19 protein-coding genes are annotated in these 16,645 nt (G+C 38.3%); 9 read left to right on the forward strand and 10 right to left on the reverse strand.

The features are described from left to right. Window positions 1-149: 149 nt before the first annotated feature. Window positions 150-1,628, forward strand: a complete 1,479-nt coding sequence (locus AN392_RS15835) for an ABC transporter substrate-binding protein (protein ID WP_055013238.1) — start codon at window positions 150-152, stop codon at window positions 1,626-1,628. Between the two features lie 72 nt (window positions 1,629-1,700). Here the strand turns inward: AN392_RS15835 and AN392_RS15840 are convergent, their stop codons facing one another. Further along, the gene (locus tag AN392_RS15840; RefSeq protein ID WP_055013239.1) at window positions 1,701-2,147 is read right to left on the reverse strand and encodes a hypothetical protein; all 447 of its coding nucleotides are present in this window, start codon (window positions 2,145-2,147) and stop codon (window positions 1,701-1,703) included. A 256-nt stretch (window positions 2,148-2,403) separates the two neighbouring features. On the opposite strand from AN392_RS15840, the gene AN392_RS15845 reads away from it, so the two are divergent. Beyond that, window positions 2,404-2,784: a BlaI/MecI/CopY family transcriptional regulator gene (locus AN392_RS15845; protein ID WP_055013240.1), complete on the forward strand. Its 381-nt coding sequence runs from the start codon at window positions 2,404-2,406 to the stop codon at window positions 2,782-2,784. Between the two features lie 14 nt (window positions 2,785-2,798). Then, a complete protein-coding gene (locus AN392_RS15850) occupies window positions 2,799-4,400 on the forward strand; it encodes a M56 family metallopeptidase (RefSeq protein WP_235575603.1) in 1,602 nt (533 codons plus the stop codon). A gap of 81 nt (window positions 4,401-4,481) precedes the next feature. Here AN392_RS15850 and bcp read toward each other — a convergent pair whose 3' ends face one another. Both bcp and AN392_RS15860 read right to left on the reverse strand, forming a co-directional pair. Then, window positions 4,482-4,961, reverse strand: coding sequence for a thioredoxin-dependent thiol peroxidase (gene bcp / locus AN392_RS15855; RefSeq protein WP_024601114.1), 480 nt, complete (start codon window positions 4,959-4,961; stop codon window positions 4,482-4,484). 10 nt (window positions 4,962-4,971) lie between these two features. After that, on the reverse strand, window positions 4,972-5,505 hold the full coding sequence (locus AN392_RS15860; protein WP_008112981.1) for a glycine cleavage system protein R: 534 nt from the start codon (window positions 5,503-5,505) through the stop codon (window positions 4,972-4,974). A 354-nt stretch (window positions 5,506-5,859) separates the two neighbouring features. Here AN392_RS15860 and bamC point away from each other — a divergent pair, with 354 nt between their 5' ends. Together bamC and AN392_RS15870 are read left to right on the forward strand one after the other, a co-directional pair. After that, window positions 5,860-6,918 (forward strand): outer membrane protein assembly factor BamC, encoded by a 1,059-nt coding sequence (gene bamC, locus AN392_RS15865; RefSeq protein WP_008112982.1) that lies wholly within the window; start codon window positions 5,860-5,862, stop codon window positions 6,916-6,918. A gap of 65 nt (window positions 6,919-6,983) precedes the next feature. Next, the gene (locus AN392_RS15870; protein WP_055013242.1) at window positions 6,984-8,372 is read left to right on the forward strand and encodes a YjiH family protein; all 1,389 of its coding nucleotides are present in this window, start codon (window positions 6,984-6,986) and stop codon (window positions 8,370-8,372) included. A 32-nt stretch (window positions 8,373-8,404) separates the two neighbouring features. Here the strand turns inward: AN392_RS15870 and AN392_RS18580 are convergent, their stop codons facing one another. Both AN392_RS18580 and AN392_RS15875 read right to left on the reverse strand, forming a co-directional pair. Next, a complete protein-coding gene (locus AN392_RS18580; RefSeq protein WP_138570659.1) occupies window positions 8,405-8,554 on the reverse strand; it encodes a DUF2897 family protein in 150 nt (49 codons plus the stop codon). Between the two features lie 89 nt (window positions 8,555-8,643). Then, a complete protein-coding gene (locus tag AN392_RS15875) occupies window positions 8,644-9,180 on the reverse strand; it encodes an acyloxyacyl hydrolase (RefSeq protein ID WP_010388480.1) in 537 nt (178 codons plus the stop codon). A 246-nt stretch (window positions 9,181-9,426) separates the two neighbouring features. Here AN392_RS15875 and AN392_RS15880 point away from each other — a divergent pair, with 246 nt between their 5' ends. Together AN392_RS15880 and AN392_RS15885 are read left to right on the forward strand one after the other, a co-directional pair. Beyond that, entirely contained in the window at window positions 9,427-10,020 is a 594-nt protein-coding gene (locus tag AN392_RS15880; RefSeq protein ID WP_036932808.1) for a phospholipid-binding protein MlaC, read from the forward strand. Window positions 10,021-10,230: 210 nt separating this feature from the next. Further along, window positions 10,231-11,568 carry an ankyrin repeat domain-containing protein gene (locus AN392_RS15885; protein ID WP_055013243.1) on the forward strand — a complete coding sequence of 446 codons (1,338 nt, stop codon included), beginning with the start codon at window positions 10,231-10,233 and terminating at the stop codon, window positions 11,566-11,568. A gap of 63 nt (window positions 11,569-11,631) precedes the next feature. Here AN392_RS15885 and AN392_RS15890 read toward each other — a convergent pair whose 3' ends face one another. From AN392_RS15890 to AN392_RS15910, 5 genes are read right to left on the reverse strand one after another with little or no spacing between them, the layout of a single operon-like run. After that, window positions 11,632-12,084, reverse strand: coding sequence for a DUF2069 domain-containing protein (locus AN392_RS15890; RefSeq protein ID WP_055013244.1), 453 nt, complete (start codon window positions 12,082-12,084; stop codon window positions 11,632-11,634). Further along, the gene (gene wrbA, locus AN392_RS15895; protein ID WP_008112996.1) at window positions 12,081-12,635 is read right to left on the reverse strand and encodes an NAD(P)H:quinone oxidoreductase; all 555 of its coding nucleotides are present in this window, start codon (window positions 12,633-12,635) and stop codon (window positions 12,081-12,083) included. The genes AN392_RS15890 and wrbA overlap by 4 nt, the downstream gene beginning before the upstream one ends. After that, window positions 12,635-12,982 (reverse strand): arsenate reductase (glutaredoxin), encoded by a 348-nt coding sequence (arsC, locus tag AN392_RS15900; RefSeq protein ID WP_036932810.1) that lies wholly within the window; start codon window positions 12,980-12,982, stop codon window positions 12,635-12,637. The genes wrbA and arsC overlap by 1 nt, the downstream gene beginning before the upstream one ends. Window positions 12,983-13,037: 55 nt before the next feature. Beyond that, window positions 13,038-14,495, reverse strand: a complete 1,458-nt coding sequence (locus AN392_RS15905; protein ID WP_008113000.1) for a M48 family metalloprotease — start codon at window positions 14,493-14,495, stop codon at window positions 13,038-13,040. Window positions 14,496-14,507: 12 nt separating this feature from the next. After that, window positions 14,508-15,152, reverse strand: a complete 645-nt coding sequence (locus AN392_RS15910) for a hypothetical protein (protein ID WP_008113002.1) — start codon at window positions 15,150-15,152, stop codon at window positions 14,508-14,510. A 143-nt stretch (window positions 15,153-15,295) separates the two neighbouring features. On the opposite strand from AN392_RS15910, the gene AN392_RS15915 reads away from it, so the two are divergent. Next, window positions 15,296-15,514, forward strand: a complete 219-nt coding sequence (locus AN392_RS15915; RefSeq protein ID WP_008113003.1) for a hypothetical protein — start codon at window positions 15,296-15,298, stop codon at window positions 15,512-15,514. Then, entirely contained in the window at window positions 15,507-16,583 is a 1,077-nt protein-coding gene (locus AN392_RS15920; RefSeq protein ID WP_008113005.1) for an AI-2E family transporter, read from the forward strand. Before AN392_RS15915 ends, AN392_RS15920 begins: the two co-directional genes overlap by 8 nt. The last annotated feature ends 62 nt before the right edge of the window (window positions 16,584-16,645 follow it).

Consider the following 16,645-nt stretch of genomic DNA (forward strand, 5'->3'; position numbering starts at 1 on the left):
TGAACCTTGAACCTTGAACCTTGAACCTTGAACCTTGAACCTTGAACCTTGAACCTTGAACCTTGAACCTTGAACCTTGAACCTTGAACTAACACCTAAGTTTGCAAAGTACACTGGTGGTGCATATATTAAACTAAGTGATTGGGAGAATGCGCTTGGCTAAATACCTACTACTGTTTTTTGTTTTTTCTTATGTTTGTATAAACTCGGCTTTTGCGAGTGTAAAAGTTGGCGTAACTCATTGGGTTGATTACACCAATCCGGATGAAACAGGCGTTTATATTGAGCTACTCAAAGAAGTTTATGCAGATGAACAGCTCGAGTTTGATTTTAGTACTTACAAACGAATTACCAATTTATTTGAACAAAAACAGTATGACTTCGTAATTGGTGTTGCTAAAGAAGATATCCCTTTAGCCTATTATCCTCATTGGTACTTAGATTATGATTATCCAATTAATGCCTATTTTTTAAATTCTACTAATAACTTTAATAAGTTATCTGATTTTAACAACAAAGTATTAAGCTGGCTCGACGGCTATAATTTCGATAAGTTTATTGAATACCCACACGATTATTACCCGGTGTCTACTATTGAAAACGCAGTGGCTCTGCTACTGAATAAACGTATAGATGCTTTCGTTGATTTTGACTACAACATTCCCAAAGAGTATAAATCAAAGCTTAATTATGTAGAGCTTGTACCTGCAAGGCCTATTTATTTAGCCTTTTCGAACGATGAAAAGGGCAGAGCCTTGGCGCGAAAATTTGACCAAACAATGCCAAAATTAAAATCATCGGGACGGTTGCAGGCATTATATAAATCAGATTATGAAAATACGCGTTTTGCAGAGTTTGACGCAAATAAAACAAAAATCGTATTAAGTAGTAACGATGAGTCTTTGCTACGAATGAACTCAGTTACCGCAGGAAAATCGCTCGACGCGCAGCTTTATAAGTTAATTTTGGCTGAAATGCGAGATTACAGAATTGAGTTTGTAAAAGCGCCGAATACAAATAATGAAGTTCAATTTGGCACTAATTATTGTTATGCCAATAAAATTAACACCCCAGAACGAGTAAACCGCTATTTAATATCAAAGCCGTTTTCTTTGTATCTCGCTCCGCGACTTTATTCTCCTACTGATTTAACTGAATTTAAGCATATGAAAAATTTAGACGAGTTAGTGTCTCAAAGTGAATTAAGGTTGGGATTATCAAAATTCAGAATATTCTCCGAAGACATTATGTCTCTACTTGAAGAAGTAGATAAAACTAAAATAAAACCAGCCCCCACTAATATATTCTCTAGATTACAACAATTAGCTAAGTTGCAAGAATTTGATGCGTCTATTGAATACCCCAGCGATGTAGTCACGTATTGGCAGGATATAACAGACGCAGACATTCACTCCTTTGATTTGAAATTAAATACATCGTTTACTGTTGGGCATTTAATGTGTGAGCGTAGTGAAGAAAATATAAAATTTGTTCATGATTTTAATAATACACTCTCAAAATTAATTCAAAGCGATAAATACAAAGCGCTTATATATCACTTTGCGGCTGATTTACCTGCTGAAGAGTTTAATAAAATTTATCAGCAAGCACTGTTGGGTGAAAAGTGAGAACGCAAGCACAGCGTAGTTTTTTAACCGCTAGGGTAGGCTATTTATTTTTGAAATCTTTGCTCTGAAAATTCAAACAATGGCACTTACAAGTGCCCCCGCGTCTGTAATACCTGCATCCTTCATGGCTTGGCTGATCATTTGCACGAGCGCAATTACCTGAGATTGTGTTGATGAAACGATGTTTGCTTGTGCTTCAATTTGTGCCTGTATAGCCTCGTCTTCTTGGTCCGATTGAGCTTGTAATTGAGTGAGTTGCTCTTTTTGTTCTTCAAGCAGCTGCTTGAGCTCTTTAAGTTGCTCTATCATTTTTGCAATATATTCAGGCATCTCTGAATTTGTGGTTTTTTCAGCTTTTTGCTCAGCCTCTTTTCCTGAGAGTTTATTACGCTCTTTATCTGATAATTGATAATCAGCGTTGTCCTTATTTTTAGTTGTTTCTTTTGTTTGTTGTGCAATATTTGTTTTTTCGGCTGTAATTTTAACGTCAAAGGCTGAGTGTTTATTTAGCTGTATCACGGTTTATTATCCATAATGTTTTCGTTACTAATTTAACTATCGGCAGGAATGCTAAAGTACTAAAGCGATAAATACAAAAAATGACACCTCATTACATATGTTCACTTCGATAATTATGCCTCTTATCGTTTATGTATTTACCAACCTCTAAATTTATTTTTTATTTTAAATTATATAATTTTTATATTGACACACTGAACGCTTATTACTACATTTGTAACAGTTAAGAACTACAGGTGTAGTAATAGAGGTTAAAATGAAACTCAGTGAATTTGAATTAGATATTATGCAGTTGCTTTGGCAACACGAGCCATGCACGGCTAGCCAATTACATAAAGCCCTACTTGCTGACACAAGAAAAGACAAAAAAGTAGCTTACACAACGGTGAAAACAATTGTCGATAGGTTGGAGCAAAAAGAGGCGATAGTACGCTGTGGGAACGAGGGGAGAGCGATCGTATTTAAATCAGTGATCACTCAAAGCGCATTTTCAGCACAAGCAATGCCTAGCTTTATGCAGCGTTTTTTTAAAGGTAACTCTCGCAGCTTAATTGCCCATTTTATTAAAGAAGAAAAACTGAATGACGAGGATATTGAGTACCTACAATCGTTATTGAAAAATAAAAAGCAAGATTAAAGGAGAAGGCTATGATGGATTATTTTGTAACTTGCACAATTATTAGTGTGTGTTGTTTGCTTGCATCATTAGGGATGAAAAGTGCCCCTTCTAGATTAAATTTTTACGTAATAATGCTGGCTTTAATAGCCTGGTTTGTTCCTTGGCAATACTTTTCTCAATTGCCATTACTTGAAAGTACATCGCAATATACTGTTAATGTTGCTGAGTTTAGTTTTTTAAATACGTTAATAGCCCCTACCAGTGCGCAGGTCATAACATCAGAAAGTAGCATTATTGCACCAGTGAGTTGGTTACCATCATTAAACCATATTTTTAGTGTATTGCTGTTTAGTGGAATTGGCTTGTTTACATTGCGTGTTGCTATGTATGTAAAGTTAGTCAAAAACTTAAAAGCTAACTCAAGCTTATATAGCACTTCAAAACGAGCAAACTGTATATACCCAATAAGATTCACCTCAATTGGAGGGCCTGCTTTTGCAACAGGATTAGTCAATCCGGTTGTTTGGCTTACTCCTGAGATGGAAAATCGAAAAGAATTAAACTCTGTTATTGAGCACGAATTAACGCACTTACAACAAGGTGATATTTATTGGACATGGCTAATTTGCTTTATAGAAAGTGTTTTTTGGTGGAACCCAATATGCTCAAAACTAGCGCGTTTGGCAAAAGAGCAGTTAGAGCTTAGTTGTGACGAAAAATGTATGCGTAAACTCAAAGGTAAGTATCAGTTAGATTTAGCCAGTTTGTTACTCTCTGAGCATGAAAAAAAATCTAAATATAACTTTTTCACTCCCCCTCTTTTGAATATTGAACACTCAAAGAGTTTTAATATTCAAAGGATTAAAATGTTAAACAAGGAAAAAACAATGAAAAGTAAACATATGGTAATGGCTTTGGCTGCACTGTCTTTTAGCGCGTTGGCAGCAGCACAAATTGTTGATGAAAATCCAAAGAATGAACAACATAGTGCGCAAAAACAGTCCGCAGCTAGTAATCAGTATAACCAACAGTTAGCGCAACTTTTAGAGGTAGCTGGTGATGCAAAAAGTGATCAACCAACACAACTAATACAAACGGCAAAAAATATTCAAAAATGGTATGCAAATAGAGATGTGCTATCAGGTTTTGAAGAGGGAAAAATTAAATTAGAAAGTTATACTTTACTCGTTCATGTTTTTTCTAAACTTGAACAATATGAAGATATCTTAAGTGCTTACGAAACATGGTATCCAGCAGGAAGCAACCCGCCATATTTTACGAAAAACTCGCTTGCTAATGCCTACATACAACTAGGTCGTTATGAACTGGCTATAGCTGAATTAGAGGGGTTGTCTAGAGAGCTTGACGGTAACTTACACGAAGGTTCTGCTGGGAACTTAGCATTAGCTTATATTTATAGCGCAGATTACGATAAAGCATTAGACACACTGCAACAAGCTAGCTTAGAGAGAAGTGCTTATGGTGATGTTTTAAAATACTACATTTTTGATCAGCAAAATAATCAAACAAAAATGGCTGAATTAAAAGGACGTTTACCAGCAGCCTTTGCGGTAACACCGGCTCTACTTCCTCGAGTAGGTATTCCACAATCACCGTTATTAGCTAAATTATAAATAAGCAAATACAAAAAAGCGTTGCCCTTGAGCAACGCTTTTTTTTATCTTGTTTAGCCTTTAGCCTTTAGCCTTTAGCCTTTATTCAGCGGCTAGATAGTCCAACACCACTTGGTGATGATCTTTGGTTTTAAATTTATCAAACAAGTGTTTAATTTTACCGTCTTGGCCTACTAAGAAAGTAAGGCGGTGAATCCCGTCATATTCTTTGCCCATAAATTTTTTGTAGCCCCACACCCCAAATGCCTCAGCAATGGCATGATCTTCGTCAGAAAGTAAGTCAAAGTTAAGCTCTTTTTTAGTTTCAAAGTTTTTAAGGCGCTTAATTGGATCAGGGCTTATGCCAACCACGTGAGTGTTAAATTTAGCAAGCTCGGCTTGTTGATCACGCAGGTTTTCGGCTTGTACGGTACAGCCAGGCGTTGACGCTTTAGGGTAAAAGTATACCAGCACTTGTTTTTCTTTTAATAACTCGCTGAGCACAACGGTTTCGTCATTTTGGTTTTGTAAGCTAAAAGCTGGTGCTGTGTCGCCACTTTGTAATGGGGTAATTTTGTTCATGCTAAACTCCTTAGCGAATACGTCGAAAGATGTAATCTACGTTTAAAACGTGCGAAAGGTTTTCAAAACTAATTTTAAATTGGTCAATGTCAACGTCAATGGGAATATTAAATTCAAGTTCACAGCGCATTTTGAGTTCAGTTTCTTCTTCGTAGGTATCTGATTTTAATGAGCAAATATTAATATTATTATCTGCAAAAAAGCGTGTTACTTTACTCAAGGTGCCAGGGGTGTCTATACCAGTGTATTCTAGGGTGTAGCCTGCACAAAACTCGCTTTGATTATGGCTTGAAGTGCGTTTCATCATAGTAAGCAGGCCAAGTTCCATACCTTTGGTAGGGAGTGTATGCTCAATACGGCTAATGGCCGACATATCACCGCTAAGTAGCATAATAAAAGTAAGTTCGTTGCCTAAAATAGCAATACGACTATCTATTATATTACAGTGGCAATCACTGACGAGTTGCGTAAGCTCACTAACGATGCCCGATCTATCTTCGCCAATTGCGGTTAAAACAATTTGATGATTTGAAAATGCAGTCATGGGTTTTAAAGTACCTAAGTTACTTGGATGATAACAACCGACTTGGCAACAAAAAATAAACACGTAGCGTTGCACGGCGGCAAAGTTTAACACAAAACCCGCGTTAAACTACAGTGACGGTTAATTTTAGACGGTTAATAGTGCAGTGTTTCTTGTTTTTACAAGCTTGTGAAAGTACCATAGCAAAAATGTGTCTATTTGTAGCCTAGTCTGTCGGTCATCTTGTTGGCTTAATGCAGTTAGATAAGCAAATTATAAATGTAAAGTTAATATTGATTTTACACTGAACCAAATCGGTATTACCCACTCATATATTTGTTAAAACAATTAAGGGTATGCTAAGGAGAATTATCTGTGCAGTATTGGATCCCAAAAGCACTAGCAGTAAGTGTATTGGTAAGTTTGTCAGGGTGTAGTGTATTTACGAGTGATGCCCATAATGAGCGTAATTACCGCGCTCATGAGCCGGTTAAAACACCTGCTTCGTTATCACAACCCGCTCAAGATCCTGTTTATAAGATGGATGTGGGTCAATATGATAATAATCCGGAGGCAACAAACTATCGCCCGCCGGCGCAAGTGTTAACCATTGCTAAAGGCAGTTGGGTTGAGGAAGCAGATAAACAAGCACGTATTTATTTTGATAAAAATGATGGCATTGACGATTTAGATGTATTCATTTGGGACTCGATTCAAGCAGTGCTTGCTGATAACAACATTAGCGCGACACAACAAAACAAAATGCAAGGAACACTGGAAACAGATTGGTACGCCATTGTTAAGCCAGAAGAAAGCTGGTTATGGGGCGATGATGAAAGTGTTGATTTAGAACGTTTTAAATTTACTATTGAAGAAAAAGAGCATCAACGCACAGCATCATTAACGGCTGAGCTTATTGATTTCAAAGGTGATAAACCTCTGACTGATTTATTAAAACAACAGCTAGAAGTGCGCGCCCTTAATCAAGTGGTGAGTGAATTTGATTATCGCTATCGTCAACTTGAAGTTGATATGCGTAAGCGCCAAGGAATAATTTCATTAGAACTTGGGTTTGACAACAAAGGCAATGCAGCACTTGTTACTGAGCAGGCTTACGATACGGTATTCGATCGCTTTTCTGGATTCTTAGAGCGCTTATCTTTTACTATTGTTGAAATAAACCAAGAGACAGGTTTAATTACAGCAGATTATGCGAAAGTAGAAAGCAGTGTGTGGGATTCAATTTGGGGCGATGAACCAACAGAGCTTCCAATTGATGAAGGTCAATACCAAATTTTGGTTAGCAAAACCAAGCAAGGTGGCACCAGTCTAACGTGGATGGATGACAAAGGCGAAACGCTTGAACCAGGTACCATGAATGGTTTGCAACAAGCATTAGAAGCGGCGTTAATTAAGCGCGGTATTAAAATTTAATAATTATAAATATTTACCACAAAAAGAGCACTTAGCTCTTTTTGTGGTTTTTACAGGTTGAAAATATGTCTCAGTTAGATTCATCACGCCCAGCACCCGTTCAAAAAAGTTATGATTTGAAAGTTTGGTTGGTTTTTTTAATTCCTTCTTTAATCGGTGTGTTTTTGTTTATGACGCCAGTACCGTCTGGTGAAATAATGACGATTCCTATCGCGGTAATGGCCAAGGCAATTCAAGCCTCATTCAGTGAAATAGCGCTAGGGCTAATAGCTACCATTATTTGTATTACTGGCGTTATGTCGCTGGTGTTTAGTGTCTTTAAACCGAAAAGCTTAACCAAATTTCGCTTATTAAATCATTTGTTTAATGTGAGTTGGATTTGGTTAGTAACACGGTTGTTTGGTATGGCGTTTGTGCTTTTAACTTATTTTCAAGTTGGACCGCATGCTATTACCTCAGAAAATACTGGCTTGCTAGTATTAAAAGATTTATTACCGGTGTTGTTTTCGGTGTTTATTTTAGCGGGCTTATTACTGCCGTTATTACTTAATTTTGGTTTACTTGAGCTGGTGGGTACCTTACTTACTAAAGTAATGCGTCCATTGTTTGGGGTGCCAGGGCGCAGTGCAGTTAATTGTGTTGCTTCATGGTTAGGTGATGGTAGCGTGGGTATTTTAATGACTGCGCGTCAGTATGAAGATAAATATTATACTCAACGTGAAGCTGCGATTATTGGTACCACTTTCTCTGCTGTATCAATTACCTTTTGTTTGGTTGTTATTGGCCAAGTAAAGCTTGAATACTTATTTGCACCTTTTTACCTAACCGTGTGTTTAGCGGGTGTAGTGGCCGCAATAATTGTTCCGCGTTTACCACCACTGCGTTTTAAAAAGGACGTGCTTATTGATGGTGAACAACCTGATGGCAACGCCGAGCTAGTCCCTGAAGGCAAAACATTATTTAAGCATTCACTTGATGTTGCATTAACTAAAGCAGAAAAAGCACCAGGCTTAAAAGGCACAATTGAAGAGGGCTTACACAACGCATTCGATATGGTGTTTGCAGTATTACCTGTGGTAATGGCTGTGGGTACATTTGCTTTAATTATTGCTGAGTACACGCCGATATTTCAATATTTAGGTATGCCGTTTATTCCATTTTTAGAATTACTACAAATACCTGAAGCTGAAATGGCGGCGCAAACGATTATGGTGGGATTTGCAGATATGTTTATTCCGTCTATTTTAGCCGCAGGCTCAATTGAAAGCGATGTAACACGTTTTATTATTGCGGCAATGAGTGTAACGCAACTTATTTATATGTCTGAAGTGGGCGCACTTTTATTAGGCAGTAAAATACCGGTTAATATTTTTGAGTTATTTATTATTTTTATTCTCAGAACTTTAGTAACCTTGCCAGTTATTGCCTTAATGGCGCACTGGTTAGTTGGCTAAGTAATGATTTAAACGAAAAAAGCCCTGATTATTCAGGGCTTTTTTGTTTCTCTTTTTTGCCTAGATGAACTTGATACTGAGTGTTTAAACTCGCTTTTTGCACTTAAGCGCAGCAGTGCTAAATTGCCGATAACAATAGCCAGTACAATCGAGATAACGAGTACGATTTGCCAAATTTGCATTACGATGCTCTTATATTTTATTAAGCGGTTATTTATTATGACCACATTAAATAAAAGCTGCAATGCTCTCTAGGGCTGTAAATAAGCAATTAGAAACGTTGTGCCACCGACAAGGTTAAAAAGTTAATCCCTGGGTTGGGAGATTTAAATCCGGCGTTTGAATAGTGAATAATTCGCAGCGCTACATTGGTTTCACCAAAATCCGCCACTAGACCTATTCTGTCTTCAAACTGGTAGTGAGTACTTAGGTTTTTATCGGCAAAATAGCGTTCATCAAGTAAGGAAAAGCCAATACCAGCCTCTACATAAAATGGCGTATTGTATAGGCTAAATGCTGGGAACTGCACTACTGGCGAAACAGCTAACACCAGGTTTGATTGTGACTGTTGATCATGGCGGTAATGCCACAGGTTAATGCTGCTTTCAAGGTAAAAGCGGGCATCACCCACAAAGTTTTGCGCACCCTCTGGATGATACTGATACGCAAGCTTTACTCCAGTTACATTGCCTTCGCCTTTTAATAAGTCTACAGCGTAGCCATGGTTTGGGGATGCATAGGCTGCATGAGTTGTCAGTAAAAATAAACAAAAAACAATAATAGAAATCATATTATATGAGGTTTTCATAATGGCCAACTACGGGGGAAATTAAATTAGTAATTAAATGATAAGGGCGGTGAATTACTGTTTTCAATGAGGACAAAAATCCGCTTGTAGATGGCTTGTTAACTGAACACTTTAACTGATTGAATTTATTTAACTAATTATATTGGTGCTAATTGGGCATTAATAAGGTGCTTATTTATTCCTTTTTTGTTGCCTGTTATTTGCGTAAATTACGCTAAACTTAATTATTTAAACTATCCATTTATTATGAAACTTATAAAGCTTTTAGTGGTTGTTGCTGTTTTTTTCAGTAGTGCTTTGTATGCACAAACTCAGCCGTCACCTAAACAATTATTGCAAACTGTAGCCGAATCATTATTTAACGATATTGGGCAGGTAAATGCGCAAGGTAATGCCAGCAAAGAAGCGATGTCTTTAATTGTTGAGCAGCGTTTGATGCCACATATTGATATTAAGTTTGTGTCGTTTAAATTATTAGGTAAACATATTAAAGGTATCAACCGCGAGCAGGGCGTTGCGTTTATTGGTGCGGTAGAGCATTACTTAACGGGTACTTATGCGAGTGCACTAATGAAGTATACAGGGCAAGATGTAATATTTGAGCAAGACGCCGCTGCAAGCGACTCTAAATTTGCCACTGTTAAAACGCAAATTATTGAAACTAATAAACCCACCATAGATCTGCATTTTAAACTGCGTTTGGGGAATGATCAGCAATGGAAAGTATACGATATTGTTGCTGAGGGAATTTCGTTACTCAGTGCTAAGCAAAAAGAGATCATTCAACGAATTTCTGATGTGGGATTAGACCAAGTCACAGCAGAACTGCAGCAAAGTTAGTTCCTTTGCAATTAAAAGCTCCAACCGTAAAAGCAGCTGATGGCGCATGTCGTTAGCTGCTTTTGTATTTTGGTCTATATTGCATGAGTTTACGCTAGCTTGACTACCAAGCTGTGTTAGAATATCGACTTCTTTGATTAAGCGTGGTGTCAGCTAAAAACTGTTATAACTGACCACTCACCCGAGCTACACTGGAGTTGTGTTGTTTTAATGGAAAATGTACTAATTTGGCCAAGGGAATACCCGTTATTGGTCAAAGGGCTGGTTGAACAAAACGGTGCCTTCATTTTAGATGCTTTAGAAGCTTGGCCTGCCTGTCGCTCTACTGAAGAAGATGATGGTGTTTGTACTACGGTTTTGCCCCCAATTTATTATTTAACCTGGTTAACCCCCCTAGAGCCGTTTGAAGAATGTTATTTTCAGCATATCTGTGAATATGATGAAGATGCACAAGTCTATATTGCTGCACTTAAAGAGCATTATTTTGCCAATGATTACAGTATAGAAAATATTGTTTTAATGTTGTGTCAGCGACTTGAAAAATACGCAAGTGTATCGGCACAAAATAATATTGAAACGCCGCTTTCATTAATCAGTCTGTTTTTTAGTAAACGTTTTTTTACTTTGATAGAACATGCGCTTGAACAGGGTGCTAAGCTGTCAGCTGCAGATACCTTATCTATTTGGCAAGAGGTCGACTTTAGAGAGCGTTTAAGTGCGCATATTCCTCAGTCGATTGCAGACATTGAATATTTAGCAGAGCTTACTAGCGAAAAGGTAGCTGCAGGCAAAGATTACTTTACTTTATTAACTCAGGTTTCGCCTGATGTTGATTCTATTGTGTTGTTAGAAAATGCCTTACTTGCCCATTTAAACAAGAAAAAAGCTAAGCAAACCATGGCCATGCGCTTTATTGAACAAGGTGCGACGGGTACCTTGACCGATGAAGATAACAAAACAGCATTTATGTGGGCTGCAGAAAAAGGCTATGTAAATGTAATAGAAATGCTCCTGCAATACCAAGATAAAAAAGCCGTAGACATTAAAGGTAATACAGCGCTGCATTACGCGGTGATGAGTAAAAATGAATCGTTAATGATTTTATTGCTTAAAGCAGGGTATGATTTTAGAGCGCGTAATAACGACGGATTAAGTTGTTACCGTTTAGCTGTAAGCATCAAAGCCAGTAACTTAGTTAAATGCCTTGAACGTGATTTTGGTATTAAAGAATTATCGCCAGAAGGGCAGTTAGATCGAATTAAAAAAGTGCATGTATTACATGCGGTTGTGGCTTTATTGTTACCGCTACAATTGTTTTTCTTTTTTGATGAAAATATCACTATAAAAAGTGAGCTCACTCTTTTTATGACCATGACGGCGGTGGTGTGTTTTTTCTTTGCAACAAATTTAAAGCGCTGTTCATTGTATCCGCACGTAAAGCACCCTTGGGGGTTGTTTTTATTAAGAATGATGTCGGTTTTTAGCCTTGTATCCCAGCTAGGTTTAGCGTGTATAGTGGGACTAGCAGCTTTAAGTGAGTTAGTTTAACCACTTACTTAATTATAAAAAAACGCGCTAATAAAGCGCGTTTTTTATGTTCTGAGCTGATAGCTATGAGTTGTCTTTATCGTGTTCATGCGCTGCTTTTTCTTCAGCAAGCTCATCTTTAAGCTTACGAATTTTAAGTCCAAGCTCTTGTCCTCTATGGCGTGCATAGTAAGTACAGCCAATAAACATAGATGAGGCAAATAGTAACTCTAGCAATACCCATACTAACTCATCTTGAGCAACCCATAGCAATGTAAAACCATGGATAAAATAAAACATAACAATGAAGTTAGCCCATGCATAGGTGTAGGTTTTATCTTGTAGTATGCCTTTTAAAGGTAATAATAGCGGTAGCACATAGACTAAAAATAGAAAGGCGTCACTGTGACCCTCTCTCGGTGCTAACACAAACATCCATAGTGGCATTAAAATAAGCAGGCCAAAATAACCAAATAGGGCTAGGCGCTGAAATTTTACGGTCACTGGCTTTTTAGCAGACTCGCTATTTTGGGTCATTTAAGTTTACTCGCTACTTGAGTCAAGCGTTTGCCTACGCTTTGACATATTTTAATTTCATCTTTACTTAGGGTAGAGCTGTTACTGCTGCCTGCTACGTGGGAAGCGCCGTAAGGTGTGCCTCCTGTCTCGGTGCCAAGTAACTCTGGTACATCGTAAGGTACCCCCATTAACATCATCCCGTGATGCAATAACGGCAGTGATAAGTTTAGTAGGGTTGCTTCATTGCCCCCATGCATACTACTCGATGATGAGAACACACAAGCAGGTTTATCGATAAGTTGACCTTTAAGCCAAAGATCGCTGGTGGTTTCCCAGAATGTCTTTGCTTGTGCGGCCATCATGCCAAAGCGGGTTGGCGTACCAAACGCAAGCCCATCACAGGCAACTAAATCGTCTTTACTGATCACAATGTCATGCGGGTTTTTAGCTACAAACGTACGCAGCAAGGCGGTTGCACCTTGTTGTTCTATCGATTCTGCTATTTCATGCGCCATGGCTTCTACCGAGCCATGGCTTGAGTGGTACAGCACCACGATGGTTGTGCTCATTATAGAACGCTTAATACGTTTTCAGGCGGGCGACCTAGTGCTGCTTTATTGTTATTTACTACAATTGGGCGCTCAATTAGTTTTGGGTTTTCGACCATAGCGTCAATAAGCACCGACTCGCTATTTTCATCTTTTAAATTCAGTGCTTTATATTGTTCTTCTTTGGTGCGCATTAAATCTCGGGCCGAATTAAACCCCAGTTGAGAAACTAAGGTACTAATTTGCTCATGAGAAAGCGGTGTTTTTAAGTATTCAACAACACTCGGTTCGATGTTTTTACTTTGTAATAGGTTAAGGGTTTCGCGCGATTTTGAACAACGCGGATTGTGATAAATAGTAACTGACATAAAAAGTACATCCAAAGTATAAATTGCGGCTATTTTAGGTGAACTCACTAAAGACTTAAAGCCTTGCTAGCTCTTTTTGCAATAACCGATATTGTGTGAGTAACGCTTTTAAACGTTGTTGTTTTACATTTTCATTTGGCTCAACAAAATTAAGTGCTTTTTGTATTTCGTCAGCTGCTTTTAAATATGCGCCATATTGCGATAACACATCGGCGTTAGCTTCGTGATATGCGGCTAATTTTTCTTGTTTTTTATAGGCGTCGGTCAAAAGCTGCTTACCCAAACTATGATCTGGCTTCTCCAATAAAAACGATTTTAATACATTTTCGGCTAACTCATATTGCTCAGCTTCCAACGCGGCATTTGCATAATTTAAAGTGATCACTTGGTTGTTTGGCCGATAGTTATTTAATTCACTTAAATAACTAACTGCTTTAGCTGCTTTTTTTTGTGCAATGAGTAAATCTGTTTTTGTATCAATATAAAATAAGTTTTTAGGATCGCTAGCTAATAGCTCGTCCAAGATAGGCTGCGCTTCCTCCGTTTTCTTTTGATCGATTAAGCTAATAGCTAATCCATATTGTAACGCTACGTTGTTATAAGTATTTTCGCGCATTAACTTTCTAAATAGGGCCTCTGCATTTTCTGGCTTGTTATCGTAACGTGCCAGTACACGGCTTTTAGCTAAATTAAAATCCAGGCTAGAGCCTACTTGGCGTTTTGGATATTGCTCGGCGCGCAAGCGTACATCCGACACGCGGCTTTCTGGCAGCGGGTGAGTCAGTAGAAATGCCGGGGGTTTATATTTATAGCGAATTTGCGCTGCAAGCTTAGTTAAAAATTCACTGGAAGCTCGGGCGTCAAACCCCGCATTGTTAAGGGTTTGCATACCAATTCTATCGGCTTCTTGTTCCGCAGAGCGGCTATGGGTGAGTTGGCTAAATGCCGACTGGGTTTGGCTGGCTGAAATAATTGCCATACCTGCATCTGGGGCTACAACGGCCGCTAAAATACCGGCTATCATACCGGCAATGGTGAGACCGCTATTGTCTTGTTGTTGCTGAATACGCCTTGCTAAGTGGCGTTGTGTTACGTGCGCAATTTCGTGACCAAGCACTGAAGCAAATTGACTCTCGTTATCGGCTTGGGCAATTAAGCCTGTATGCACACCTACATGACCGCCATAAAATGCAAAAGCATTAATTTCAGGGTTATTTAACCAAAAAAAAGAAAAGCCAAAACGTACATCATTGGCGTTCGCAACCAACTTTCGGCCTAAGGTTGTTAGGTATTCATCAAGCACCGGATCGTTAATTAATGGCGAAGAACCTCTGATCTGCATCATCATCACTTCACCAATTGCCTTTTCTTTCTCCAATGGTAAAGCCTGCAGCGCAGACGTGCCTAAGTCGGGCAGTTGAAGGTTGGTTTGTGCCTTTAACGGCTCACTCATTAGCAGGCTAAATGTAAGCACTGCACTGCATAAAGTGATAAAGGCTGATTTTAGCTGCATTATATTCCTTGTTTATTTTTTATCAGAGGCACTAGTTGGATCATCGGTGTATAAACGGCTGTCCTTTTCACATAGTTGGTAAAACGACTTTATTGTGACCCCATCAACCTTAACAATGTTCAATTGCGTTTGTAAAAAAGCAATAATTTTATGAACTACTTTATGTGAATGTAAAATAAGTGCCTTGTCTGCTTCATCGCCTTGGTCTAAGTAAAAACCAATAAATTTGTGTAATTGATTAATGCGAATAACGGTTTTCATGGTCAATGGATCCCATAATATAAATTCCATTGACTCATCATGTCGAGCGTATCTATCGATGGTAGTATCATGGGAAAAAGGGAACGCTTGTAGTTCAAAACCGCGCTCGGTAAATACTTGATGCAACGAAATTCGTGGCTTGTTATTACTTTCTTTCTCAAAAAGCTCGTTTGGGTCGATACCCAGCGCCTCTAGATTCCAATTGCGTTTATCGATGATACGCTTAATGGCATTATCAAAGCCGTGATCTAAAATACTTTCACATTCACTTACCGACGAAGCTACTAAATGATAAAAATGCGGCAGCTCCCCCCAATTAATTTGTTTTTTAAACCAATTAATTTCTTTGAGAGTTGGATTGCTAGGCAATTGCGCTTTATTATGCGAATTAGGCATTAACGTATCCTTTTGGCTAACTATGCTATAAGGATAAACCATTGCAGAGGTTGTTTTAAGAAAAAGTTAAATTTAACTGCGGTTAATCTTAGTTAGCCCAGCTATAGGACTTATTATTAATGTGAACAGGTAGTGAAACGAGTATGCTAGAGCTAGATTTGCGCGCTTATAAATGCCCTCAGCAATTTATTCAGTTTAAATTAGGGCTGCGTGAGGCAATATCGTTAAAACAAGCAATTACCTTTAATATCTCAAGCGAGCAAAATACAGATGATATTGAACGATATTTGCAAAAAAAAATGTATTATTACAAGTTAAATAAACAACAAGCGTTGTTATTAGTGGAGCCGTTGCGTGTTTGAATATGTAAAAGCATGGTATGAAAAAAAGTTTTCTGATCCTAATTCAGTAACTTTACTTTTTTTATTATTGGCACTGGTTGCCATGTTGTACTTTTTTGGCCCATTAATTGTGCCTGTGTTAGTGGCGCTGATCATTGCTTATTTGTTAGATTGGCCTGTAGTTCACTTGGAGCGATTTGGCTTAAAGCGTTTTACTGCCACTAGCATAGTCATGCTGATATTTATTGGTATTATGCTCACCTTAATATTAGTTATTGGCCCGGTGCTTTGGCAGCAGAGTAGTAACTTAGTGCAAGAAACACCGCATATGGTTGAGCAAGGTAAATCGTTTTTACTCGACCTTCCAGCTAAATATCCCAGCCTAATTAGCGCAGAGCAAGTACAGTCTATTGTGGTAACGGTAGAGACCAAAGTGCTTGAATTTGGCCAAGTGGTGCTGTCGGCATCGCTCAATTCATTAAAAGATGCTGTTGCGTGGTTAATTTATCTTATTTTAGTACCGCTACTGGTGTTTTTTATGCTGAAAGACAAAGTAGAGCTCAGTGCCAGCATTGCTAAACTGATCCCGCGCCAACGACGCTTAATTTTGCAAGTGTGGCATGAAATGAATCAGCAAATTATGAATTATATTCGGGGTAAAGTATTCGAAATTTTAATTATTGGCTCGGTGTCTTTTATTGCCTTTACGGTATTGGATTTACGTTATGCGGCGCTGTTAGGTGTGTTAGTTGGCTTTTCGGTGCTCATTCCATTTGTTGGTGCTGCGCTGGTGACTATACCTGTGGCGGCGGTGGCGCTGTTTCAGTTTGGTTTAGAAACCCAGTTTTGGACCATTTTAATTATTTACGGCATTATTCAAGCGCTTGATGGCAATGTGTTAGTCCCTTTATTGTTCTCTGAAGCGGTTGATTTAAATCCGGTGTTTATTATTGTTGCCGTACTATTTTTTGGTGGGCTGTGGGGCTTTTGGGGGGTGTTTTTTGCTATTCCATTAGCATCATTAGTAAAAGCGCTGATTAAGGCGTGGTCATCCACACATGAAGAACTCGCAGAAGAGCTCGGTAACTAAAAAGTATAGTAAACGCACTTTAATTACTAAAGATTATTATTCATTCCTTTTAAAACTATGTA

The sequence above is a fragment of the Pseudoalteromonas sp. P1-16-1b genome (genome assembly GCF_001401785.1).
In the GTDB taxonomy this organism is placed as follows: Bacteria; Pseudomonadota; Gammaproteobacteria; order Enterobacterales; family Alteromonadaceae; genus Pseudoalteromonas; species Pseudoalteromonas undina.

Excerpts from the sequence above, each read along its gene's own strand:
- wrbA (WP_008112996.1), bottom strand. The coding sequence starts at position 12,635 with ATGAGCACAACCATCGTGGTGCTGTACCACTCAAGCCATGGCTCGGTA.
- AN392_RS15845 (WP_055013240.1), top strand. The coding sequence starts at position 2,404 with ATGAAACTCAGTGAATTTGAATTAGATATTATGCAGTTGCTTTGGCAA.
- AN392_RS18580 (WP_138570659.1), bottom strand. The coding sequence starts at position 8,554 with ATGCAAATTTGGCAAATCGTACTCGTTATCTCGATTGTACTGGCTATT.
- arsC (WP_036932810.1), bottom strand. The coding sequence starts at position 12,982 with ATGTCAGTTACTATTTATCACAATCCGCGTTGTTCAAAATCGCGCGAA.
- AN392_RS15905 (WP_008113000.1), bottom strand. The coding sequence starts at position 14,495 with ATGCAGCTAAAATCAGCCTTTATCACTTTATGCAGTGCAGTGCTTACA.
- AN392_RS15875 (WP_010388480.1), bottom strand. The coding sequence starts at position 9,180 with ATGAAAACCTCATATAATATGATTTCTATTATTGTTTTTTGTTTATTT.
- AN392_RS15835 (WP_055013238.1), top strand. The coding sequence starts at position 150 with ATGCGCTTGGCTAAATACCTACTACTGTTTTTTGTTTTTTCTTATGTT.
- AN392_RS15910 (WP_008113002.1), bottom strand. The coding sequence starts at position 15,152 with ATGCCTAATTCGCATAATAAAGCGCAATTGCCTAGCAATCCAACTCTC.
- AN392_RS15890 (WP_055013244.1), bottom strand. The coding sequence starts at position 12,084 with ATGACCCAAAATAGCGAGTCTGCTAAAAAGCCAGTGACCGTAAAATTT.
- AN392_RS15880 (WP_036932808.1), top strand. The coding sequence starts at position 9,427 with ATGAAACTTATAAAGCTTTTAGTGGTTGTTGCTGTTTTTTTCAGTAGT.
- AN392_RS15850 (WP_235575603.1), top strand. The coding sequence starts at position 2,799 with ATGGATTATTTTGTAACTTGCACAATTATTAGTGTGTGTTGTTTGCTT.
- bcp (WP_024601114.1), bottom strand. The coding sequence starts at position 4,961 with ATGAACAAAATTACCCCATTACAAAGTGGCGACACAGCACCAGCTTTT.
- AN392_RS15870 (WP_055013242.1), top strand. The coding sequence starts at position 6,984 with ATGTCTCAGTTAGATTCATCACGCCCAGCACCCGTTCAAAAAAGTTAT.
- AN392_RS15860 (WP_008112981.1), bottom strand. The coding sequence starts at position 5,505 with ATGACTGCATTTTCAAATCATCAAATTGTTTTAACCGCAATTGGCGAA.
- AN392_RS15915 (WP_008113003.1), top strand. The coding sequence starts at position 15,296 with ATGCTAGAGCTAGATTTGCGCGCTTATAAATGCCCTCAGCAATTTATT.
- AN392_RS15885 (WP_055013243.1), top strand. The coding sequence starts at position 10,231 with ATGGAAAATGTACTAATTTGGCCAAGGGAATACCCGTTATTGGTCAAA.